General features: G+C 59.5%; 18 protein-coding genes. 12 read left to right on the top strand and 6 right to left on the bottom strand.

Annotated features, from left to right (window positions below):
* The first annotated feature begins 2 nt into the window (after nt 1-2).
* The 5 genes from spoT (at nt 3) to fpr (ending at nt 7,019) form a co-directional block, all read left to right on the top strand.
* Entirely contained in the window at nt 3-2,123 is a 2,121-nt protein-coding gene (spoT, locus tag ABLX76_RS09800) for a bifunctional GTP diphosphokinase/guanosine-3',5'-bis pyrophosphate 3'-pyrophosphohydrolase (protein ID WP_004205080.1), read from the top strand.
* Between the two features lie 163 nt (nt 2,124-2,286).
* Nucleotides 2,287-2,976: a tRNA (guanosine(18)-2'-O)-methyltransferase TrmH gene (gene trmH / locus ABLX76_RS09795; RefSeq protein ID WP_087848701.1), complete on the top strand. Its 690-nt coding sequence runs from the start codon at nt 2,287-2,289 to the stop codon at nt 2,974-2,976.
* Between the two features lie 5 nt (nt 2,977-2,981).
* Nucleotides 2,982-5,063: an ATP-dependent DNA helicase RecG gene (gene recG, locus ABLX76_RS09790; protein WP_023291375.1), complete on the top strand. Its 2,082-nt coding sequence runs from the start codon at nt 2,982-2,984 to the stop codon at nt 5,061-5,063.
* Between the two features lie 48 nt (nt 5,064-5,111).
* Nucleotides 5,112-6,122 carry a class II fructose-bisphosphatase gene (gene glpX / locus ABLX76_RS09785; RefSeq protein ID WP_023291376.1) on the top strand — a complete coding sequence of 337 codons (1,011 nt, stop codon included), beginning with the start codon at nt 5,112-5,114 and terminating at the stop codon, nt 6,120-6,122.
* Between the two features lie 150 nt (nt 6,123-6,272).
* Entirely contained in the window at nt 6,273-7,019 is a 747-nt protein-coding gene (gene fpr, locus ABLX76_RS09780) for a ferredoxin--NADP(+) reductase (protein WP_048298571.1), read from the top strand.
* Here fpr and ABLX76_RS09775 read toward each other — a convergent pair whose 3' ends face one another.
* Nucleotides 7,020-7,448: a DUF805 domain-containing protein gene (locus ABLX76_RS09775; protein WP_004173894.1), complete on the bottom strand. Its 429-nt coding sequence runs from the start codon at nt 7,446-7,448 to the stop codon at nt 7,020-7,022. It lies immediately after the preceding gene.
* A 112-nt stretch (nt 7,449-7,560) separates the two neighbouring features.
* Here ABLX76_RS09775 and ABLX76_RS09770 point away from each other — a divergent pair, with 112 nt between their 5' ends.
* Together ABLX76_RS09770 and tpiA are read left to right on the top strand one after the other, a co-directional pair.
* Complete coding sequence (locus tag ABLX76_RS09770; protein ID WP_023291378.1) at nt 7,561-8,160, top strand: YiiQ family protein; 600 nt, start codon at nt 7,561-7,563, stop codon at nt 8,158-8,160.
* 109 nt (nt 8,161-8,269) lie between these two features.
* Nucleotides 8,270-9,037, top strand: a complete 768-nt coding sequence (gene tpiA / locus ABLX76_RS09765) for a triose-phosphate isomerase (RefSeq protein ID WP_002922909.1) — start codon at nt 8,270-8,272, stop codon at nt 9,035-9,037.
* Between the two features lie 91 nt (nt 9,038-9,128).
* Here tpiA and ABLX76_RS09760 read toward each other — a convergent pair whose 3' ends face one another.
* From ABLX76_RS09760 to zapB, 4 genes are all read right to left on the bottom strand, one after another.
* Nucleotides 9,129-10,433 carry an SLC13 family permease gene (locus ABLX76_RS09760; RefSeq protein WP_348874460.1) on the bottom strand — a complete coding sequence of 435 codons (1,305 nt, stop codon included), beginning with the start codon at nt 10,431-10,433 and terminating at the stop codon, nt 9,129-9,131.
* A gap of 64 nt (nt 10,434-10,497) precedes the next feature.
* A complete protein-coding gene (locus ABLX76_RS09755; protein ID WP_072199002.1) occupies nt 10,498-11,268 on the bottom strand; it encodes a CDP-diacylglycerol diphosphatase in 771 nt (256 codons plus the stop codon).
* 189 nt (nt 11,269-11,457) lie between these two features.
* The gene (locus ABLX76_RS09750; protein ID WP_348874459.1) at nt 11,458-12,447 is read right to left on the bottom strand and encodes a sulfate ABC transporter substrate-binding protein; all 990 of its coding nucleotides are present in this window, start codon (nt 12,445-12,447) and stop codon (nt 11,458-11,460) included.
* 152 nt (nt 12,448-12,599) lie between these two features.
* Nucleotides 12,600-12,845 (bottom strand): septal ring assembly protein ZapB, encoded by a 246-nt coding sequence (gene zapB / locus ABLX76_RS09745; protein ID WP_086075620.1) that lies wholly within the window; start codon nt 12,843-12,845, stop codon nt 12,600-12,602.
* 442 nt (nt 12,846-13,287) lie between these two features.
* Here zapB and ABLX76_RS09740 point away from each other — a divergent pair, with 442 nt between their 5' ends.
* Complete coding sequence (locus ABLX76_RS09740) at nt 13,288-14,139, top strand: MIP/aquaporin family protein (RefSeq protein ID WP_012967047.1); 852 nt, start codon at nt 13,288-13,290, stop codon at nt 14,137-14,139.
* A gap of 21 nt (nt 14,140-14,160) precedes the next feature.
* Nucleotides 14,161-15,672, top strand: a complete 1,512-nt coding sequence (gene glpK / locus ABLX76_RS09735) for a glycerol kinase GlpK (protein ID WP_004873089.1) — start codon at nt 14,161-14,163, stop codon at nt 15,670-15,672.
* Between the two features lie 220 nt (nt 15,673-15,892).
* Here glpK and gltS read toward each other — a convergent pair whose 3' ends face one another.
* Entirely contained in the window at nt 15,893-17,095 is a 1,203-nt protein-coding gene (gltS, locus tag ABLX76_RS09730) for a sodium/glutamate symporter (protein ID WP_032454381.1), read from the bottom strand.
* Between the two features lie 283 nt (nt 17,096-17,378).
* Between gltS and ABLX76_RS09725 the strand changes: the two genes are divergently transcribed.
* The 3 genes from ABLX76_RS09725 (at nt 17,379) to ABLX76_RS09715 (ending at nt 22,444) form a co-directional block, all read left to right on the top strand.
* Nucleotides 17,379-18,770, top strand: a complete 1,392-nt coding sequence (locus ABLX76_RS09725; protein ID WP_004150226.1) for a uracil-xanthine permease family protein — start codon at nt 17,379-17,381, stop codon at nt 18,768-18,770.
* Nucleotides 18,771-18,921: 151 nt separating this feature from the next.
* Nucleotides 18,922-20,637: an AsmA family protein gene (locus ABLX76_RS09720; RefSeq protein WP_048335585.1), complete on the top strand. Its 1,716-nt coding sequence runs from the start codon at nt 18,922-18,924 to the stop codon at nt 20,635-20,637.
* Between the two features lie 247 nt (nt 20,638-20,884).
* Entirely contained in the window at nt 20,885-22,444 is a 1,560-nt protein-coding gene (locus tag ABLX76_RS09715) for a PTS transporter subunit EIIC (RefSeq protein WP_048335589.1), read from the top strand.
* Nucleotides 22,445-22,449 lie beyond the last annotated feature (5 nt).

Below are 22,449 nucleotides of genomic sequence, written 5' to 3'. Positions count from 1 at the left end.
CCTTGTATCTGTTTGAAAGCCTGAATCAGCTGATTCAAAACTACCTGCCGGAAGACCAGATCAAACGTCTGCGGCAGGCGTATCTCGTTGCACGTGACGCTCACGAGGGTCAGACACGTTCAAGCGGTGAACCTTATATCACGCACCCGGTCGCGGTAGCCTGTATTCTGGCCGAGATGAAGCTCGACTACGAAACGCTGATGGCCGCGCTGCTGCATGATGTGATTGAAGATACTCCCGCCACCTACCAGGACATGGAACAGCTTTTTGGTAAAAGCGTCGCCGAACTGGTAGAGGGGGTATCGAAACTTGATAAGCTCAAGTTCCGAGATAAGAAAGAGGCACAGGCCGAAAACTTTCGCAAAATGATCATGGCGATGGTGCAGGACATCCGCGTCATCCTCATCAAGCTTGCCGACCGCACCCACAACATGCGTACCCTGGGCTCGCTACGCCCGGATAAACGCCGCCGCATCGCCCGCGAAACGCTGGAAATCTACAGCCCGCTGGCGCACCGTTTAGGTATCCATCACATCAAAACCGAGCTCGAAGAGCTGGGCTTTGAGGCGCTGTACCCGAACCGCTACCGCGTCATTAAAGAGGTGGTCAAAGCGGCGCGCGGCAACCGTAAAGAGATGATCCAAAAGATTCTCTCGGAAATCGAAGGGCGTTTGCAGGAAGCGGGGATCCCCTGCCGCGTCAGCGGTCGCGAAAAGCATCTGTACTCGATCTACTGCAAAATGGTGCTTAAAGAGCAGCGTTTTCACTCGATCATGGATATCTACGCCTTCCGCGTTATCGTCCATGATGCCGATGTCTGCTACCGCGTGCTTGGCCAGATGCACAGCCTCTATAAACCGCGTCCAGGTCGTTTCAAAGATTACATCGCTATTCCGAAAGCGAACGGCTATCAGTCTTTGCACACCTCGATGATCGGCCCCCACGGCGTCCCGGTCGAGGTACAAATTCGTACCGAAGACATGGACCAGATGGCGGAGATGGGGGTCGCGGCGCACTGGGCTTATAAAGAGCACGGCGGCGAAAGCAGCACCACCGCGCAAATCCGCGCCCAGCGCTGGATGCAAAGCCTGCTGGAGCTGCAGCAGAGCGCCGGCAGCTCGTTTGAATTTATCGAGAGCGTTAAATCCGATCTGTTCCCCGATGAGATTTACGTTTTCACCCCGGAAGGGCGCATTGTCGAACTGCCCGCTGGCGCCACGCCGGTGGACTTCGCCTATGCGGTGCATACCGATATCGGCCATGCCTGCGTCGGCGCGCGCGTCGACCGCCAGCCCTATCCGCTGTCGCAGCCGCTCTCCAGCGGTCAGACTGTCGAAATTATTACCGCGCCGGGCGCACGTCCGAATGCCGCCTGGCTGAACTTTGTCGTCAGCTCGAAGGCGCGCGCCAAGATCCGTCAGCTGCTGAAAAACCTCAAGCGCGATGACTCGGTCAGCCTTGGCCGCCGTCTGCTCAACCACGCGCTGGGCGGTAGCCGCAAACTCGCCGAGATCCCGCCGGAGAATATCCAGCGCGAGCTCGACCGGATGAAGCTGGCCTCGCTTGACGACCTGCTGGCGGAGATCGGTCTGGGCAACGCCATGAGCGTGGTGGTGGCGAAAAACCTGCAGCAGGGCGAAGCTGCTGCGGCGCCGGTGCCGGCCAATGCCTCAAACCACGGCCATCTGCCGATCAAAGGCGCCGATGGCGTGCTGATCACTTTCGCCAAGTGCTGTCGCCCGATCCCCGGTGACCCGATTATCGCCCACGTCAGTCCCGGCAAAGGGCTGGTTATCCATCATGAATCCTGTCGTAACATCCGCGGCTACCAGAAAGAGCCGGAGAAATTTATGGCGGTTGAGTGGGATAAAGAGACCGCTCAGGAGTTCATTACGGAGATCAAGGTGGATATGTTTAACCACCAGGGCGCACTGGCTAACCTGACGGCGGCGATCAACACTGCCTCTTCCAATATCCAGAGCCTGAATACGGAAGAGAAAGATGGCCGCGTATACAGCGCCTTTATCCGCCTGACCGCCCGCGACCGCGTGCATCTGGCGAATATCATGCGCAAAATACGCGTCATGCCGGACGTGATTAAAGTCACCCGTAACCGAAATTAGCTTTTAGACAAAACATTCGAATTGCATCAAGGCGGCAAGCGAATGACAAATCTGCCGGGAGCAGATTTGAACGCTGCCTGCAGCGCCCCCGTCAGGGGCGAGGCCCAGGGATGGGCCGCGTGATCCGCAGCGGCTAAAGAGGTAATTCGAAGGATTAAGAGTAATGAATTCAAAGCGTTATGCGCGTATCTGCGAGATGCTCGCCAGGCGTCAGCCTGACCTGACGGTCTGCATGGAGCAGGTCCATAAGCCCCATAACGTCTCTGCGGTCATCCGGACCGCAGACGCCGTTGGCGTACACGAGGTGCACGCGGTCTGGCCGAGCAGCCGGATGCGCACCATGGCCTCCGCCGCCGCGGGCAGCAACAGCTGGGTGCAGGTGAAAACCCACCGTACCATCGCAGATGCCGTCGGCCACCTCAAAGGCCAGGGTATGCAAATCCTCGCCACCCATCTTTCCGACAAAGCCATCGATTTCCGTGAAATTGACTATACGCGCCCAACCTGCATCCTGATGGGTCAGGAGAAAACCGGCATCACTCAGGAAGCGCTGGCCCTGGCGGATCAGGACATTATTATCCCGATGATCGGCATGGTGCAGTCGCTGAACGTCTCCGTCGCCTCGGCGCTGATCCTGTATGAAGCCCAGCGGCAGCGACAGAATGCCGGGATGTACCAACGCGCCAACAGCATGCTGCCGCCGGAAGAGCAACAGCGCCTGCTGTTTGAAGGCGGCTATCCGGTGCTGGCCCGCGTCGCGAGACAAAAAGGGCTGCCTTACCCCCACGTTAACGAGCAGGGCGAAGTGGAAGCCGATGCCGCGTGGTGGGCCACCATGCAGGCTGCGAGGTAAACCCGATGTCAGGCCGCCTGTTAGATGCCGTTCCGCTCAGTTCACTCACCGGTGTCGGGGCTGCGCAGAGCAGCAAGCTGGCGAAGATCGGCCTGCATACGGTACAGGATCTGCTGCTGCACCTGCCTTTGCGCTACGAAGATCGCACCCATCTTTACCCGATAGCCGATCTGCTTCCCGGCGTTTATGCCACCGTGGAAGGCGAAGTGCTCAACAGCAATATCACCTTCGGCGGTCGCCGAATGATGACCTGCCAGATCAGCGACGGCACCGGCATCCTCACCATGCGCTTTTTCAACTTCAACGCGGCGATGAAAAACAGCCTCGCGACCGGTCGACGCGTGCTGGCCTACGGTGAAGCCAAACGCGGGAAGTACGGCGCCGAAATGATCCACCCGGAATATCGCGTCCAGGGCGATATGAGCACCCCGGAGCTGCAGGAGACCCTAACGCCGGTCTATCCGACTACCGAGGGCATTAAGCAGGCGACCCTGCGCAAGCTCACCGATCAGGCGCTCGAGCTGCTGGAGACCTGCGCTATCGGCGAACTCCTGCCGCCGGAGCTGGCGCAGGGGATGATGAGCCTGCCGGAGGCGCTGCGCACCCTGCATCGTCCGCCGCCATCGTTATTGCTTAGCGAGCTGGAAAGCGGCAAGCACCCGGCGCAGCAGCGCCTGATTCTGGAAGAGCTGCTGGCGCACAACCTCAGCATGCTGGCGCTGCGGGCAGGCGCCCAGCGCTATCACGCCCTGCCGCTCGGCGCCAACGATACCCTGAAAAATCAGCTGCTGGCCTCCCTGCCCTTTAAGCCCACCGGCGCGCAGGCGCGGGTCACCGCCGAGATCGAGCGCGATATGGCGCTGGACGTGCCAATGATGCGCCTGGTGCAGGGCGACGTCGGCTCCGGTAAAACGCTGGTCGCCGCCCTGGCCGCGTTGCGCGCTATCGCCCACGGCAAACAGGTGGCGCTGATGGCGCCCACCGAACTGCTCGCCGAGCAGCACGCCAATAACTTCCGCAGCTGGTTTGCACCGCTGGGCATTGAAGTCGGCTGGCTGGCGGGCAAACAGAAAGGCAAAGCCCGCCAGGCGCAGCAGGACGCGATCGCCAGCGGCGAGGTGCAGATGATTGTCGGCACCCACGCCATCTTCCAGGAACAGGTGCAGTTTAATGGCCTGGCGCTGGTGATTATCGACGAACAGCACCGCTTCGGCGTACACCAGCGGCTGGCGCTGTGGGAGAAAGGTCAGCAGCAGGGTTTTCATCCGCATCAGCTGATCATGACCGCCACGCCGATCCCGCGCACCCTGGCGATGACCGCCTACGCCGACCTCGATACCTCGGTTATCGACGAGCTGCCGCCGGGCCGAACCCCAGTGACCACCGTCGCCATCCCGGACACCCGGCGCAGCGATATTATCGACCGCGTGCGCAACGCATGCACCCACGAAGGCCGCCAGGCCTATTGGGTCTGTACCCTCATCGAAGAGTCCGATCTGCTGGAGGCCCAGGCGGCGGAAGCCACCTGGGAGGAGCTCAAGCTGGCGCTGCCGGAGCTGAATATCGGTCTGGTGCACGGGCGGATGAAACCGGCGGAAAAGCAGGCGGTGATGCAGGCTTTCAAGCAGGGCGAAATGCACCTGCTGGTAGCCACGACGGTCATTGAAGTCGGTGTCGACGTGCCGAACTCGAGCCTGATGATTATCGAAAACCCGGAACGTCTGGGCCTGGCGCAGCTGCACCAGCTCAGAGGGCGCGTCGGGCGCGGCGCGGTCGCTTCCCACTGCGTGCTACTCTATAAATCGCCGCTCTCTAAAACGGCGCAGAAGCGTCTGCAGGTGCTGCGCGACAGCAACGACGGTTTCGTCATCGCCCAGAAAGACCTTGAAATTCGCGGTCCCGGCGAGCTGCTCGGCACACGCCAGACCGGCAACGCCGAGTTTAAAGTGGCGGATTTACTGCGCGATCAGGCGATGATCCCCGACGTTCAGCGCATTGCGCGCCACATTCATGAACGCTATCCGCTGCAGGCCCAGGCGCTGATCGAGCGCTGGATGCCGGAAACCGAACGCTATTCCAACGCGTAGCGCGCTTTTGCCGCGCTGCGGGCAATTTTTCTACACAATGAGTGGATTATGAAACGAGAACTGGCCATCGAATTTTCGCGTGTCACCGAAGCCGCCGCGCTGGCGGGCTATAAATGGCTGGGCCGCGGCGATAAAAACTCCGCCGACGGCGCCGCGGTGAACGCCATGCGCATTATGCTTAACCTCGTCAATATCGACGGCACCATCGTCATTGGCGAGGGCGAAATCGATGAAGCGCCGATGCTCTATATCGGCGAAAAAGTGGGCACCGGCAAGGGCGATGCGGTGGATATCGCCGTCGATCCCATCGAAGGCACCCGGATGACGGCGATGGGCCAGGCTAACGCCCTGGCGGTGATGGCGGTCGGCGATAAAGGCTGCTTCCTCAACGCGCCGGATATGTATATGGAAAAGCTGATTGTCGGCCCGGGCGCTAAAGGCGCTATCGACCTCAGTCTGCCGCTGGAAGAGAACCTGCGCAATATCGCCCGCGCGCTGAACAAGCCGCTGGGCGAGCTGACCGTCACCGTGCTGGCGAAACCGCGCCACGACGCGGTGATTGCTCAGCTGCAGCAGCTGGGCGTGCGCGTGTTCGCCATTCCCGATGGCGACGTCGCGGCCTCCATTCTCACCTGCATGCCGGATAGCGAAGTCGACGTGCTGTACGGCATCGGCGGCGCGCCGGAAGGGGTGGTTTCCGCCGCGGTGATCCGCGCGCTCGACGGCGATATGCAGGGCCGCCTGCTGGCTCGTCACCACGTGAAGGGCGACAGCGAAGAGAATCGTCGCATCGGTGAAAACGAGCTGGCACGCTGCAAAACCATGGGCATCGAAGCGGGTAAAGTGCTGCGCCTTGATGAAATGGCGCGCAGCGATAACGTCGTCTTCTCCGCCACCGGCATCACCAAAGGCGATCTGCTGGACGGCATCACCCGTAAGGGCAATATGGCCACCACCGAGACGCTGCTGATCCGCGGCAAGTCGCGCACCATCCGTCGGATCCAGTCGATTCATTACCTCGACCGTAAAGATCCGGACGTCCAGCAGCACATCCTGTAATACCGCTTTCTCTCCTCCAGGCAACCGTCCGCGGGCGGTTGTCCTGTTCTTCGTTTATATTTGATCAATAGAGCTTTCTTGCGCCTGCGGGGTGGAAATCTTGCCCGTCTGGGCCGAAGATAAAGCATCGCTTGGCAACAGGAGAAGACGATGGCGGACTGGGTTAGCGGCAAAGTGACAAAAGTGGAGTACTGGACGGACGCCTTGTTCAGTTTATACGTGCGGGCGCCGGTTCAGCCGTTTACCGCCGGGCAATTTACCAAGCTCGGGCTGGAAATCGACGGCGAACGCGTGCAGCGCGCCTACTCCTACGTCAACGCTCCCGGCAATCCCGATCTCGAGTTCTATCTGGTCACCGTCCCGGAAGGTAAACTGAGCCCGCGTCTGGCGGCACTGAAGCCGGGCGATGAGGTCCAGGTGGTGAGCGAAGCGGCTGGCTTCTTCGTCCTCGAGGAAGTACCGGATTGCGATACCCTGTGGATGCTGGCGACCGGCACCGCGCTTGGGCCTTACCTGTCGATTCTCCAGGAAGGCAAAGATCTTGAGCGCTTTAACCATCTGGTGCTGGTCCATGCCGTGCGCTACGCCGCGGACCTGAGCTATCTGCCGCTGATGCGCGAGCTTGAGCAGCGCTACGCCGGCAAATTACGCATCCAGACGGTGGTCAGCCGCGAAACCGTGGCAGGCTCGCTGACTGGCCGGGTGCCGTTCCTGATTGAAACCGGGGCGCTGGAGGAGGCGGTCGGCCTGCCGATGACCAACGACACCAGCCATGTGATGCTGTGCGGCAACCCGCAGATGGTGCGCGATACCCAACAGCTGTTAAAAGAGACCCGGCAGATGACCAAACATCTGCGTCGCCGGCCGGGCCACATGACGGCGGAGCATTACTGGTAATCAGGCGTCCGCTTTCCAGCGCACGTCCTGGGTCTCCTTGCCGAACTTATTCTCGCCCTGGGTGCCGACAAACGCCCCCAGGTCGATCAGCATCATGACGATAATCAGCGTCGGCACAAAGCGCCCGACGCCCCACTGCCAGACCTGCGGCAGCATCGCCCAGTTCCCCGCCAGCAGCATCCACGCCAAAATCATCAGCAGCGCCCACAGTCCGGATTTGCCGCGATCGTGCAGTCGCTTCACCACCACCGCCGCCGTCGGCCACAGCAGGCAGACGATAATAAACGCCGCCGTCTGCAGATTAAGCAGATTGCTCCCTGCCAGGGTGAACAGAGCGCTCATGGTCACCAGCCAGATGGCAATCCAGATCCAGAAATCGCGGCGGCCAATGCGCCCTTTAATTGAGAATAACCACTGCTGTAGGGTCATGCGTTTTTCCTTATCATCATCGTCTGCGTAGTTTACCCTGGCGTCGTGACTTTTTGACAAGCGCCGCGCTTCCCGATTTAATCGTCAGCAGGCAAAAAAAGGAACGACGGGCATGAAGAAGTGGACAATCTTGTGTTTCAGTGGGCTGATGGGCCTTGCCGTCGGCCCGCACGCGTTGTCCGCAGAAAGCGAATCGACGACCGCTGCCCCCTACCTGCTCGCCGGCGCGCCGAGCTTTGACCTGTCGATCAGCCAGTTCCGGGAAAAATTTAACGCCGATAACCCGAAGCTGCCTCTGAATGAATTCCGTTCCATATCAACCAGCCGCGATCGGGCTAACCTGACCCGCGCCGCCAGCAAGATAAACGAAAATCTCTATGCCTCCACCGCGCTGGAGCGCGGCACGCTGAAGATCAAATCCATGCAGATCACCTGGCTACCGATCCAGGGGCCGGAGCAAAAAGCGGCGAAGGCCAAAGCGCTGGAGTATATGAGCGCCATGATCCGCGCCTTCGTGCCCACCCTTAGCCCGGCGCAGAGCCAGCAAAAACTGCAGAAACTCCTGACCGCCGGCAAAGGCAAACGCTACTTCGCCGACACCGAGGGCGCCGTGCGCTATGTGGTGGCAGATCATGGCGAAAAGGGTCTGACCTTCGCTATTGAACCGATTAAGCTGGCGCTATCTGAAACGCTGGAAGGTAACAATAAATGACAAAAAGCAAAGCCTTTCCAGTGACGAGTCTCTATACTGTTTCACAGACCATGCTGCCCTCTGGGGCGGCTATATTCCTTAATTCGCTTAAGTAGCGTGGAGAATTAAAATGCGACATCCTTTAGTGATGGGTAACTGGAAACTGAACGGCAGCCGCCACATGGTAAACGAACTGGTTGCGAACCTGCGTACCGAGCTGGCTGGCGTAAGCGGCTGTGCAGTTGCCATCGCCCCGCCGGAAATGTATCTGGACCTGGCTAAGCGTGCGGCAGAAGGCAGCCACATCCACCTGGGCGCGCAGAACGTTGACGTGAACCTGTCCGGCGCTTTCACCGGTGAAACCTCCGCCGAAATGCTGAAAGATATCGGCGCGCAGTACATCATCATCGGCCACTCCGAGCGTCGTACCTACCACAAAGAATCCGACGAGCTGATCGCGAAGAAATTCGCCGTGCTGAAAGAGCAGGGTCTGACTCCGGTACTGTGCATCGGTGAAACCGAAGCGGAAAACGAAGCGGGCAAAACGGAAGAAGTTTGCGCGCGTCAGATCGACGCGGTACTGAAAACGCAGGGCGCTGCCGCTTTCGAAGGCGTGGTTATCGCTTACGAACCCGTATGGGCTATCGGTACCGGCAAATCCGCGACCCCGGCTCAGGCTCAGGCGGTGCACAAATTCATCCGTGACCACATTGCTAAAGCTGACGCCAAAATCGCTGAGCAAGTGATCATCCAGTACGGCGGTTCCGTTAACGCTGGCAACGCAGCAGAGCTGTTCACCCAGCCGGACATCGACGGCGCGCTGGTTGGCGGCGCTTCCCTGAAAGCAGACGCTTTCGCGGTGATCGTTAAAGCTGCAGAAGCGGCGAAAAAAGCCTAATCCGCTTTTCCCGGCGGCGACACGCGACCGGGATGACTGATAACTCTCTGAAGCCCGGCTTCGCACAGCGCAAGCCGGGCTTTTTTTGCCGCTACAGTTTCCCCAACAGCTGATACCAGGCGTAGTCCAGCGGCAGCAAAATCAAATAGCTCACCGCCGCCAGCGCCAGACACAGCAGCATCCCCGCCCTCGCTGGGACCTTGCCTAACCCCATCGCGACCACGATCGGCGACGCCTGATACGGCAGCAGCGGCGTGGAATAGCCCAGTACCTGAATCATAATTACGCTCAGCAACGGGAAGCCGGTGGCGTCGGCAAAGCTCTGGGCAAAGGTGGTGTAGAGCGCCGGCACGCCGTTGGCGGTCATAATAAAGTTCAGCGCGCTGGTTATCCCGGTCAGAGCGAGAAAGCTGGTGAAAGGATTGTCTTTATCCAGGGGCATCACTTCCAGCAGCGCATTGCCCATCACGCCGCCAATCCCGGTTTGGGTGACGGTGATCGCCAGCCCCAGAATCCCGGCGACGTAGATGCAGGTGCGCATATTCACGCCGCTGGCAAACTCCTCGCCGCTGATAAAGCCCACCCGCGGCAGCAGCGTTACCACCGCCGCCGCCAGGCCGGTCCACGCCGGGCCGACGCCGTGCCAGCTCTCGGTCACCCACAGCGTGAGGACCACCGCCAGCAGCCACGCCAGACGCTTCTCGTCGCGGCTCATCGCCGGCAGCGGCGCCAGGTCGCGCGGCGGATGCGGCTTACCAGGAAACAGCCAGCAGATTAGCGCCACCAGCGCCGCCCCTTTCAGCCAGCCAAGCACCGGCGTATGCAGCAGTAAATAGGGGACATAATTCAGGTGGATACCGTACGAGCCTTCCGCCGTGCCGCTCATCACCAGATTCGGCACGTTGGCGGGCAGAATGGTCGCCGACAGCTGAAAGGTGCCGAACCCCACCGCCAGCGCCAGGCCGAACCAGCCGCGGCTACCGTCGGCAATGCCCGCCCGGCGGGCCATCGCCGCCACGATCGGCATCAGCAGCGCGATGCGCCCCATGTTGGAAGGCATCACGAACGCCAGGGCGTAGCTCAGGAGTACCACGCTGGCGACCATCCGCGGCCAGGAGTCGGTTAGCCGCGCCGACAACGCCTGCGCCGCCCGGTCCGCCAGCCCGGTTTTACGGATCGCGATGCCGAGCACAAAGCCGCTGAACACCAGCCAGAAGGCCGAGGAGGCAAAGCCGCCAAAGATCACCTCCGGCGGGGCGATTTTCGCCATCATCGCCGCAGCGAAAAACAGCAGCGCGGTGATAAACTCCGGCAGCAGCGATGTCGCCCAGAGCACAATGGTGACGCCGACAATCAGTGAAGGGAGGAACAGCGGGTGGGTAAGCCAGAGCGACATGCCTGTCTCCTGTCGTTTTTTTCAGCAAGAATACGACGACAGGTAAGACAGGTAAACGCCAGAACTAGTGGTTTGCGTTAAGGATGGCGCAGCGATGATCCTGAATCTCTTCCGCCGAGGCCCGGTTCAGGGAGAGCAGGTTACGCTCCGTCGCCAGCAGCACCAGCGAGCCGTCGCTCTGCTGGGCCATCGCCAGCGCGAAGCGTCCCATATGCTGACGCGCCTCCGGCACCTCTTCCGCCAGCATCAGGAATGGGCTGCGCTGGGCCAGCTCCGCCTCCGTCACCCGGCGCGCCAGGTATTCATGGCCCTCAAGCCCACCCGGTAGCGGCAGCCAGCGGCTGCTGATCGCCGCCGCATCCTTATCTAACTGCGCGCGCACATCGGGGCGCAGGCAAGAGATATGAATATGGAAATGGTTTTGCGTGCGTCCGCTGCGCGAGTTGATTGCCAGCGATACCGCGTTATCCGGAACCGGCGCGCCGTGGCGCTGGCTCATGATTTCACGCCCCTGCCAGGCCTGCCAGAAGAAGTTGGGCGTCAGCGGATCCAACAGCAGCGGGCTTTCGGTGCCGTTAATGCGGTAGGTCGGCATCAGCAAATACTGCAGCGGGCCGTTACGGTCTTTAAACAGCACATAGCCGCCCTTGAGGTTCACTTCGGCGCACGGCGACGGGTTTTGCTGCTGTTGCTGATGGGGAACGCACTGCTGCAGAACAATCTTGCGCAACGCGTCCGGGTTGCCAGAGTGCAGCCAGTAGTAGCCGCCGGCCAGCGCCGCGAGGATCGCCACCAGCAGCGCCAGCAAAAAGTATCTTACTCTTCTCATTTTCATTCCCTGTTAAGCCTGAAGCGGAAGAGTAACGTAATTTGATGACTAAATGAAAACAGATGACGGGCGGGGCGCTTTTCCGGATGGCGTCTGGCGCGTTGCCCGGGCTACGCTGGCGGCCTGAAGGCCCGCGCAAGCACAGCCGCTGCAGGGCGTTGGCAGCAAGCCCCGCCGGAGCGGGGCTGGAGAGGTTTAACGCTGGCTAATCTGGTCGAAGGTGCCGCCGTTGGAGAAGTGCGCTTTCTGCGCTTTCGTCCAGCCGCCGAACTCCTGATCGATGGTGAACAGCTTCAGTTTCGGGAATTCATTAGCATATTTCTTCGCCACGTTCGGATCGCGCGGACGGTAGAAGTTCTTCGCCGCAATCTCCTGGCCTTCCGGCGAGTAGAGATACTTCAGGTACGCTTCCGCCACCTGGCGGGTGCCTTTCTTATCCACGACTTTATCGACCACCGAAACGGTCGGCTCAGCCAGAATCGACTCACTCGGGGTCACGATTTCAAACTTGTCTTTGCCCAGTTCGTTGGTCGCCAGCAGCGCTTCGTTTTCCCAGGCGATCAGCACATCGCCGATCCCGCGTTCTACGAAGGTATTGGTCGAACCGCGCGCGCCGGAGTCCAGCACTTCCACGTTTTTATACAGCGCCTTGACGAACTCCTGGGCTTTCGCCTGGTCGCCATGGTTCTGATGCAGGGCATAGCCCCAGGCCGCCAGGTAGTTCCAGCGAGCGCCGCCGGAGCTTTTCGGGTTCGGGGTAATGACCGACACGCCCGGTTTGATCAGGTCGTTCCAGTCATGGATCTGTTTCGGATTGCCCTTACGGACGAGGAACACGATGGTGGAAGTATAGGGCGCGGAGTTATCCGGCAGGCGCTTCAGCCAGTTTTTATCGATACGGCCGCGCTCGGCGATCGCGTCGACGTCGTAGGCCAGCGCCAGCGTAACCACATCCGCTTCAATACCGTTAATCACCGAGGTCGCCTGCTTGCCGGAGCCGCCGTGCGACTGGCGGATCACCACGTTGTCGCCGGTCTCCTGCTTCCAGTGCGCGCTGAACGCTTTGTTGTACTGTTCGTACAGCTCGCGCGTTGGATCATAAGATACGTTTAAAAGCTGAAAATCTTTTGCCAGAACGCTGGCGGATGCCAGCAACAGAGTTAACCCTACGCCCCACTTATTCATCGCACCGCTCTCTTTATGTCGTGTTGTGATGGGCTAAGCGTGCCAGAAAGCGATTCAATGATTAAAGAATAAAAAAAGATTGGCTATAACTTGTGAGTATAAAGGAAGGGATAAGGATCACCCCCTCCCTGGCGGGAGAGGGCGCGAAGCGATTAGACTTCTTCCATGCGGCCCAGCAGCGCCTGCAGACGCTCCTGCCAGCCCTGCTGCTGCTCTTTCAGCTGGCTGTTTTCGCGCTCCAGCTCTTCACGACCATGCTGCGCGCTCTGAACTTCCTGCGCCAGGGTGTTGTTCTTTTCTTTCAGCTCTTCGATTTCCATCTGCAACAGAGTGATGGTATCAATCGCCTGCTGAACCTTAGATTCTAATTTCTCAAACACTTCTAATGACATCGTCATACCTCTCCTGAACTTGCAAGGCGTTGATAGAAACTGGTGTTTCGTATACGCGGTCCCGCCTTAACGAAAATTAGCGCACATAGCGGTGTTATCGTCGATTGTATGAATCCCCGCCTCCCCTGTCCAGCGGCAAGCCGCGCAGATTGCGGTTTGCAACACTTTTCAGTCTTTACCTGGTACTTTCAGCGCAGTTCGCTCGTACTTCATGAGCCATTGTTAATTTTATGGTTAACAAAATGCGAGGTGAAACGCTCCGGCAGCGCGCTCAATGCGCGCGAATGGCGCGAAAACGCTCATTTTCTTGACGTGGTACACACATTTGAAGTTCGATATTTCTCGTTTTTGCTCGTTAACGATAAATTAACACTATGCCTACATGGCAATATGGTCGTCTGTGACCGCCCTACATACAATAATCATCACCACGCTTCAGGATTCGATTATGAGCCAAACATCAACCTTAAAAGGCCAGTGCATCGCAGAGTTCCTCGGTACCGGGTTGTTGATCTTTTTCGGCGTTGGGTGCGTGGCTGCGCTCAAGGTCGCGGGAGCCAGCTTCGGACAATGGGAAATCAGCATCATCTGGGGTCTGGGCGTCGCCATGGCGATCTACCTGACCGCCGGGGTATCCGGTGCGCACCTTAACCCTGCGGTGACCATCGCGCTCTGGCTGTTCGCCTGCTTCGATGGCCGCAAAGTGGTTCCTTTTATTATTTCGCAATTCGCTGGCGCCTTTTGCGCTGCGGCATTAGTTTACGGGCTTTATTACAATCTTTTCCTCGATTATGAAACCACCCACCATATGGTACGCGGCAGCGTGGAAAGCCTTGATCTGGCTGGCATCTTCTCCACTTACCCGAACCCGCATATCAATTTTGTGCAGGCCTTCGCGGTAGAGATGGTGATTACCGCTATCCTGATGGGCGTCATCCTGGCGCTGACCGACGATGGCAACGGCGTGCCGCGCGGCCCGCTGGCGCCGCTGCTGATCGGCCTGCTGATCGCGGTGATTGGCGCCTCCATGGGCCCGCTGACCGGCTTCGCCATGAACCCGGCGCGTGATATCGGCCCGAAAGCCTTCGCCTGGCTGGCCGGCTGGGGTGATGTCGCCTTCACCGGCGGCAAAGATATTCCTTATTTCCTGGTGCCGCTGTGCGCACCGGTGGTCGGCGCGGCGCTGGGCGCGTTCAGCTATCGTAAGCTGATTGGCCGCCACCTGCCTTGCGACACCTGCGTGGACGAAGAGCAACAGAGCCCCTCCTCTTCCACCACTCAACATAAAGCTTCGCTGTAATCTGACTACGGGACACCGACTATGACCGACAAAAAATATATCGTTGCGCTTGACCAGGGCACTACCAGCTCCCGGGCCGTTGTGATGGATCATGATGCCAATATCGTCAGCGTCTCCCAGCGAGAATTCGAACAAATTTATCCTAAGCCAGGCTGGGTCGAACACGACCCGATGGAAATCTGGGCGTCCCAAAGCTCGACGCTGGTCGAAGCGCTGGCCAAAGCGGATATCAACTCCGATCAGATCGCGGCCATCGGTATCACCAACCAGCGTGAGACCGTGGTGGTGTGGGAGCGTGAGACCGGCAAACCGATCTATAACGCCATCGTCTGGCAGTGCCGCCGCACCGCAGAGATCTGCGAGCAGCTCAAGCGTGACGGGATGGAGGAGTATATCCGCAAGGCCACTGGCCTGGTGGTGGACCCCTACTTCTCCGGCACCAAGGTGAAATGGATCCTCGACCATGTCGAAGGTTCCCGTGAGCGTGCGAAGCGCGGTGAGCTGCTGTTTGGCACCGTGGACACCTGGCTTATCTGGAAGATGACCCAGGGTCGCGTGCACGTCACCGACTACACCAACGCCTCGCGCACCATGCTGTTCAACATCCACGACCTGGACTGGGACGACAAGATGCTCGACGCGCTGGATATTCCGCGCGCCATGCTGCCGGAAGTGCGCAAGTCGTCCGAAGTGTACGGCCAGACTAACATCGGTGGTAAAGGCGGGACCCGTATTCCTATCGCCGGGATCGCCGGTGACCAGCAGGCGGCCCTGTTCGGCCAGCTGTGCGTCAAGGAAGGGATGGCGAAAAATACCTATGGCACCGGCTGCTTTATGCTGATGAACACCGGCGAAAAAGCAGTGACCTCCACTCACGGTTTGCTGACCACCATCGCCTGCGGTCCGCGCGGCGAGGTGAACTACGCTCTGGAAGGGGCGGTGTTTATGGCTGGCGCCTCCATTCAGTGGCTGCGCGACGAGATGAAGCTCATCAGCGATGCGTTCGACTCCGAGTACTTCGCCACCAAAGTGAAGGACACCAACGGCGTGTATGTCGTGCCCGCGTTCACCGGTCTTGGCGCGCCCTACTGGGACCCGTATGCCCGCGGCGCGATTTTCGGCCTCACCCGCGGCGTGAACTCGAACCACATTATCCGTGCGACGCTGGAGTCCATCGCCTATCAGACCCGCGACGTGCTGGAAGCAATGCAGGCTGACTCCGGTATCCGTCTGCACGCCCTGCGCGTGGACGGCGGCGCGGTGGCCAACAACTTCCTGATGCAGTTCCAGTCCGATATCCTCGGCACCCGTGTGGAGCGTCCGGAAGTGCGCGAAGTCACAGCCCTGGGCGCCGCCTATCTGGCCGGGCTGGCGGTCGGCTTCTGGCAGAACCTTGATGAGCTGCAGGAGAAAGCGGTGATTGAGCGCGAATTCCGCCCGGGCATTGAAACCACCGAGCGCAACTATCGCTACAGCGGCTGGAAGAAAGCGGTGAAACGCGCCCTGGCGTGGGAAGAGCACGACGAAGCGTAAGATTGTTGAGGTATTCCCGGCTGGCGGCGTAAACGCCTTGGCCGGGATACAACCAGCAGGCCGCACACCCCGTAGCCCGGCTAAGCGTAGCGCGAGCCGGGGAGAAGCCGCGCCAACGCATAAATCCCGGGGTATCCCCGGGTTGCGGCGTAAACGCCTTACCCGGGCTACACAGCCCGCAGACCGCATAATCAGGTAGCGCACCGCCTCCGGGTTTTTATCAGCCAAACACCGGCAGCAGCAGAAACAGCTTAATCACCAGCGCGTTGACGATATCGATAAAGAACGCCCCCACCATCGGCACCACCAGGAAGGCCATGTGCGACGGGCCAAAACGGTCGGTAATCGCCTGCATATTGGCAATCGCCGTCGGCGTTGCCCCCAGACCAAACCCACAGTGGCCCGCCGCCAGCACCGCGGCATCGTAGTTTTTGCCCATCATCCGGTAGGTGACGAATACCGCATACAGCGCCATCGCCAACGCCTGGACCGCCAGGATAATAATCATCGGCAGCGCCAGGGAGGCCAACTCCCACAGTTTGAGGCTCATCAGCGCCATGGCGAGGAACAGCGACAGGCTGACGTTGCCCAGCACCGACACCGCGCGATCGAACACCCGATACAACCCCGCCAGCGCCAGGCTGTTGCTAAGGATCACGCCGATAAACAGCACGCAGACGAAGGTCGGCAGCTCAAAGACGCTGCCCGCCAGCAGTTGCGCAACCACCTTGCCCAGCGTCAGACAGATGGCGATCAGGGCGATACTCTCGATCAGCACCAGCGACGTGATCACCCGCCCTACGTCCGGCTTTTCAAAGGCGGTCGGCGCTACCTGATCGTCCGGCGTCCCGTCAGGAGAGGAAGAGTGCTTCACCAGGTAACGCGCCACCGGGCCGCCGATCAGACCGCCGAGCACCAGGCCGAAGGTCGCGCAGGCCATCGCCACCTCCGTGGCATTGGCAAAACCATAGCGCTCAATGAACAGCTTGCTCCACGCCGCGCCGGTGCCGTGGCCGCCGGAAAGGGTGATAGTGCCGGCCAGCAGACCCATCAGCGGATCCAGCCCCAGCAGCTTCGCCATGCCGATACCGAGGGCGTTCTGCAGCAGCAGCAGACCAACCACCACAATCAGAAAGGTACCCAGCACCTTGCCGCCCGCCCGCAGGCTGGCGAGGTTGGCGTTAAGCCCGATGGTGGCGAAGAACGCCAGCATCAGCGGATCTTTGAGGCTCATATCGAAATCAATTTCGATATCCATACTTTTTTTCAGCACCAGCAGCGCCAGCGCCACCAGCAGACCGCCGGCAACAGGTTCAGGAATGGTGTATTGCTTGAGGAGGGGAACGGTTTGGACGAGTTTTCTGCCGAGTAACAGCACAAGCGTTGCGGCAACGAGCGTCGATAAGGTATCGAGATGAAACATAAAAAGCTCCTTATGGCGCATGATCCATTCACACGCGACGATATTCCTGGTGTCTTTAGCTTCTCATCATGAGGAGTCAGAGGGGGATTTTACGCAGAACGGCGGAAAAAATGACAGAAAAACATATTTTGTATCCTGAATGATGCGATTTAGCATACAAAATGTTAATTATCTCGTTGCGCATATTCACGGCATAAATTTTTATGGGCAAACGCTGGCAAACGTTTGCTTTTGGTCTACAGTCCGATAAAATTCCCGCTTTGCCACCTTGGGATTGCTTGTGATGTCCGTTAACACCGCAGAGTCAGAAAATGCGCAACCGGTTGCGCATAAACCAGCCAGCGAATTAATCTACCGCCTCGAAGATCGCCCACCGCTACCGCAAACCCTGTTCGCCGCCTTCCAGCACCTGCTGGCGATGTTTGTCGCGGTGATCACCCCGGCGCTGTTAATCTGCCAGGCTCTCGGTCTCCCGGCGCAAGATACCCAACATATCATCAGCATGTCGCTGTTCGCCTCGGGCGTGGCCTCCATTATTCAGATCAAAGCCTGGGGCCCGGTCGGTTCCGGACTGCTCTCCATTCAGGGCACCAGCTTCAACTTTGTCGCCCCACTCATCATGGGCGGCACCGCGCTGAAAACCGGCGGCGCCGACGTCCCGACAATGATGGCCGCCCTGTTCGGCACCCTGATGCTGGCCAGCTGCACGGAAATGGTTCTCTCCCGCGTCCTGCATCTGGCGCGCCGCATCATTACCCCGCTGGTCTCCGGCGTGGTGGTGATGATTATCGGCCTGTCGCTGATTCAGGTCGGATTGACCTCCATCGGCGGCGGCTACGCGGCGATGGCCGACCACACCTTCGGCGCGCCGAAGAACCTGCTGCTGGCGGGCATCGTGCTGGCGCTGATCATCATTCTCAACCGCCAGCGTAATCCCTATTTGCGCATCGCTTCGCTGGTGATTGCCATGGCGGCGGGCTATCTGGCGGCGTGGTTCCTCGATATGCTGCCGGCCAACACCGCCCCGACCAACAGCAGCCTCATCACCGTTCCGACGCCGCTGTACTATGGCCTCGGCATCGACTGGAGCCTGCTGCTGCCGCTGATGCTGGTGTTTATGATCACCTCCCTGGAAACCATCGGCGATATCACCGCCACCTCCGATGTCTCCGAGCAGCCGGTCTCCGGTCCGCTGTATATGAAACGCCTGAAAGGCGGCGTGTTGGCTAACGGCCTCAACTCCTTTGTTTCCGCGGTCTTCAACACCTTCCCGAACTCCTGCTTCGGCCAGAACAACGGCGTGATCCAGCTGACCGGCGTCGCCAGCCGCTACGTCGGCTTTGTGGTAGCGCTGATGCTGATCGTCCTCGGGCTGTTCCCGGCGGTGAGCGGTTTCGTACAGCATATCCCTGAGCCGGTGCTCGGCGGCGCCACGCTGGTGATGTTCGGCACCATCGCCGCGTCCGGCGTGCGCATCGTCTCCCGCGAGCCGCTGAATCGCCGGGCGATCCTGATTATCGCCCTGTCGCTGGCGGTGGGCCTCGGCGTGTCGCAACAGCCGTTGATCCTGCAGTTCGCGCCGGACTGGCTGAAGAATCTGCTTTCCTCCGGCATCGCCGCCGGCGGTATCACGGCGATTGTTCTGAATTTAATTTTCCCGCCGGAAAAAGCCTGATTTAACGCGCCCCCGGTCGTGCCATCGGCCGGGACGCCCCCCTGTTGTCCTCCACCGCCTGCTCCGTCACGGAAATAAACCACGCCTGCCTTGAGAAGTGCGCCTAAATCGGGCATAACACGGTTATGTGCATCTCACAGAGTGGAAGACCATGAAATTTCTTGGAAAGCTGATTCTCTGGCTGCTAGTCGCTCTGCTGCTCGTCATGGTTGGCGCGTGGTTCCTGCTGCAAACCCACTGGGGCGCCCGCCAGGCCAGCGCCTGGCTCAGCAATGGCACCGGCTGGCAGGTCTCCTTCGATGCGATGGATCATGATTTCTCCTCCCCTCTGCATGTGCAGTTGCAAAACGTCACCTTTGGCCGGGAAGGCAAGCCGGCAACCCTGGTGGCGAAAACGGTCGATATTGGTTTCAGCACCCGCCAGTTTAGCGACCCGCTGCATGCGGATGAGATTGTCCTTAACGACGGCACCCTGAATCTGTCCCCCCACTCTGCCGACCTGCCGTTCGCTGCCGACCGGCTGATGTTGCGCAATATGGCTTTCAATAGTCCGGAAACCGGCTGGGCGCTCAGCGCGCAGCGCGTCACCGGCGGCGTCAGCCCATGGGCGCCGGAGGCAGGCAATGTGCTGGGGAAAACGGCACAGATCCAGATGAGCGCGGGTTCAATGACGCTCAACGGCGTCGAAGCCAGCAACGTCCTGATTCAGGGCAAGATTGATCAGGGCGAGGTCACCCTCTCCACCCTCGGCGCCGATGTCGCCCGCGGCACCTTAACCGGCAATGCGAAACGCAGCGCCGACGGCAGCTGGCTGGTGGATAACCTTCAGCTAAATGAGATCCGACTGCAGAGCGCCGCCTCGCTGGCCGACTTTTTCGCGCCGTTAGCCACGGTCCCCTCTCTGCAGATTGGCCGCCTGGATATCACCGACGCCCGCCTGCAGGGACCGGACTGGGCGGTAACCGACCTCGACCTGAACCTGCGCAACCTGACGCTCAGTCACGGCGGCTGGCAGAGCCAGGACGGCACGCTGTCGATGAATGCCAGCGAATTTATCTACGGCTCGCTGCACTTTTTCGACCCGATCGTGAATGCCGAATTTTCACCCCAGGGTATTGCCCTGCGCCAGTTCTCCTCGCGCTGGGAGGGCGGCATGGTGCGAACCTCCGGCAACTGGCTGCGCGCCGGTAACGCGCTGGTGCTCGACGACACCGCCTTCGCCGGGCTGGAATACACGCTGCCGGCGAACTGGAAGCCGCTGTGGATGACGCCGATGCCGGCCTGGCTGCAAAGCCTGACGCTGAAAAAATTCAGCGCCAGCCGCAACCTGATCATCGATGTGGACCCTGCCTTCCCATGGCAAATTACCGCTCTCGATGGCTATGGCGGCGAGCTTCAGCTGGTGAAAAACGGCAGCTGGGGGGTGTGGAACGGTAGTGCGACGCTGAACGCCGCGGCGGCGACTTTTAACCGAATTGACGTGCGCCGCCCTTCACTCAAGCTGAGCGCCACGGCGTCGACGCTCAATATCACTGAGCTCAGCGCGTTCACCGAGCGCGGTATTCTGCAGGCCACCGCCGCGGTATCCCAGCTGCCGCAGCGCCAGGTCAATTTGAGCTTGAACGGCCGCGGCGTGCCGCTGAATATTCTGCAGGCCTGGGGCTGGCCTTCGCTCCCCATCAGCGGGGATGGCAATCTCCAGCTGACCGCCAGCGGCAGCGTGCAGGCCGATGCCCCGCTCAAGCCGACGGTCAACGCACAGCTTAGCGCCGTGAACATGGAGAAACAGCAGGTGGCGCAAACGATGCGCAACGGCGAGGTCAATACCGCCCCCGCCGCGCCAGCGCCCGCTCCCGTCACGCCATAGCGATATCCCATCCCCCTCTCCCCCACGGAAGAGGGAAGGCTTCTCAGCAAAAACGCCGCTCTGGCTACGCCCTCTCCCTGTCAGGGAGAGGGTCTGCAGGCATTCTGAAACCTGTGTGCAATAAGCGGCTATCTGTGCCTATTTACCGCTACTGGTTCCCTTCAAATATCAGAGTTGCTATAACCAAAATACTGGAAGTCGATAAAAAACCGCTCCCTGTCCCTACAAAAATATAAAAGGATCAATCATGCCTGAAATACGTCAGCGTATTCTGGAGAATATGCAAAAATTCTCCCGGGCCATGATCGGCGCCGTATTGTTCTTGCCGGTCATTGGCTTAATTCTGGCCCTCAGTTCAGTATTAACTAATCCGACATTAATTGCTGAAACCAGTTTCCTGCACCAGCTTGGGCAGATGCTCGGCGACACCTTTTGGCCTTTATTTGGCAACCTCGGCTTATTATTTTGCGTCGGCATTAGCTATGGTCTGGCAAAAGATAAAAAAACCGAAGTCGCGCTGGTTGCGGTGATGTGCTTCATTATGTTTCTTGGCGCCAACCACTCCTGGCTGGAACACACTCACGGACTCGCCGAAAAAATTAACGGTGAATATTATGGCACCGGGCAAACCCAGCTGCTGGGCTTTGTGGTGGTGGATATGGGCGTTTTCCTTGGCATTATTCTCGGCTGCACCATCGCGTGGGTGCACAATAAAGTCTCTACCATTGACCTGCCCGGCGCGCTGTCGATGTACGGCGGCGCCAAGCTGACGCTGGTGGCGATGACGCCGGTGGTTATCTTCTACGCCATCGCCTTTACCTGGATTTGGCCGTTTATGACCCACGGCATCTCCGCCCTCACCGGCTTTATGAAAAATGCCGGGGTCGCCGGGGTCTTCGTCTATGGTTTCTTTGAAAAATTTCTTATCCCGACCGGCCTGCACCATTTTGTCTGGTCCCCCTTCCAGCTCACCCAGATTGGCGGCACCCTGAACGTGGACGGCCAGGTGGTCTCCGGTACCCAGGCCATTTTCCTCGCCTATATGCGCCACCCGGATCTGACCCCGGTGATGAATGAGGCCCTACGCTTCTCACAGCAAGGGATGACCACCATCTTCGGCCTCGCCGGCGCCTCGCTGGCGTTCTACCACACCGCGAAGCCGGAGAAAAAAGTAATGGCTAAGGCGATTCTGCTGCCGGCGATTATCACCTCCATGCTGACCGGCATCACCGAGCCGATTGAGTTCACCTTTTTGTTTGTCTCGCCGCTGCTGTGGGTGATCCATGCGACGTTAACCGCCGCCTCGCAGGCCATTTGCGACCTCTTCACCGTACGCCCCTGGGGCGCATCGGGCCTGATCGAATTTCTGATCTATAACCTGCCGCTGCCGGTCTCCTTAACGCGCTGGCCGGGATATGTCCTTATCGGGATCGGCCAGTTCGCCGTCTACTACGTGATTTTCCGCACCCTGGTGGTGAGGCTGAATCTGAAAACACCGGGCCGGGAAGATGACGAGAGCGTGAAGCTCTACAGCAAAGCGGAGTACCGCCAGAAAGTCGCGCAGCCGCAGTCGGTTACCGATGACATTATCCGCGGCCTCGGGGGCAAGGAGAATATTCTCTCCGTCGATAATTGTTTTACTCGTCTGCGCGTAGCCGTGCGCGATATGGCGCAAGTTGATGACGCGCAATTAAAAAATACCGGCGCCAACGGCGTGGTGCGCAATCGTAATGAAGTTCAGGTTATTTATGGCGTAAAAGTGGGACAGGTACGTTCCCGGGTTGATAACTGGTTAGCAGAAAATTAATGAGG

The organism is Klebsiella sp. JB_Kp004 (genome assembly GCF_040065795.1).
GTDB classification, from domain to species: domain Bacteria; phylum Pseudomonadota; class Gammaproteobacteria; order Enterobacterales; family Enterobacteriaceae; genus Klebsiella; species Klebsiella quasipneumoniae.
The sequence above is the reverse complement of the archived record's forward strand: the minus strand, read 5'-3'. Positions and strand labels throughout refer to the sequence as shown.

Bases quoted from the DNA above. Each gene is read 5' to 3' on its own strand.
- glpK (WP_004873089.1), top strand. From the start codon at position 14,161: ATGACCGACAAAAAATATATCGTTGCGCTTGACCAGGGCACTACCAGC.
- trmH (WP_087848701.1), top strand. From the start codon at position 2,287: ATGAATTCAAAGCGTTATGCGCGTATCTGCGAGATGCTCGCCAGGCGT.
- ABLX76_RS09715 (WP_048335589.1), top strand. From the start codon at position 20,885: ATGCCTGAAATACGTCAGCGTATTCTGGAGAATATGCAAAAATTCTCC.
- zapB (WP_086075620.1), bottom strand. From the start codon at position 12,845: ATGACGATGTCATTAGAAGTGTTTGAGAAATTAGAATCTAAGGTTCAG.
- gltS (WP_032454381.1), bottom strand. From the start codon at position 17,095: ATGTTTCATCTCGATACCTTATCGACGCTCGTTGCCGCAACGCTTGTG.
- ABLX76_RS09760 (WP_348874460.1), bottom strand. From the start codon at position 10,433: ATGTCGCTCTGGCTTACCCACCCGCTGTTCCTCCCTTCACTGATTGTC.
- ABLX76_RS09720 (WP_048335585.1), top strand. From the start codon at position 18,922: ATGAAATTTCTTGGAAAGCTGATTCTCTGGCTGCTAGTCGCTCTGCTG.
- recG (WP_023291375.1), top strand. From the start codon at position 2,982: ATGTCAGGCCGCCTGTTAGATGCCGTTCCGCTCAGTTCACTCACCGGT.
- ABLX76_RS09755 (WP_072199002.1), bottom strand. From the start codon at position 11,268: ATGAAAATGAGAAGAGTAAGATACTTTTTGCTGGCGCTGCTGGTGGCG.
- tpiA (WP_002922909.1), top strand. From the start codon at position 8,270: ATGCGACATCCTTTAGTGATGGGTAACTGGAAACTGAACGGCAGCCGC.
- ABLX76_RS09740 (WP_012967047.1), top strand. From the start codon at position 13,288: ATGAGCCAAACATCAACCTTAAAAGGCCAGTGCATCGCAGAGTTCCTC.
- glpX (WP_023291376.1), top strand. From the start codon at position 5,112: ATGAAACGAGAACTGGCCATCGAATTTTCGCGTGTCACCGAAGCCGCC.
- ABLX76_RS09725 (WP_004150226.1), top strand. From the start codon at position 17,379: ATGTCCGTTAACACCGCAGAGTCAGAAAATGCGCAACCGGTTGCGCAT.
- ABLX76_RS09775 (WP_004173894.1), bottom strand. From the start codon at position 7,448: ATGACCCTACAGCAGTGGTTATTCTCAATTAAAGGGCGCATTGGCCGC.
- ABLX76_RS09770 (WP_023291378.1), top strand. From the start codon at position 7,561: ATGAAGAAGTGGACAATCTTGTGTTTCAGTGGGCTGATGGGCCTTGCC.
- fpr (WP_048298571.1), top strand. From the start codon at position 6,273: ATGGCGGACTGGGTTAGCGGCAAAGTGACAAAAGTGGAGTACTGGACG.
- ABLX76_RS09750 (WP_348874459.1), bottom strand. From the start codon at position 12,447: ATGAATAAGTGGGGCGTAGGGTTAACTCTGTTGCTGGCATCCGCCAGC.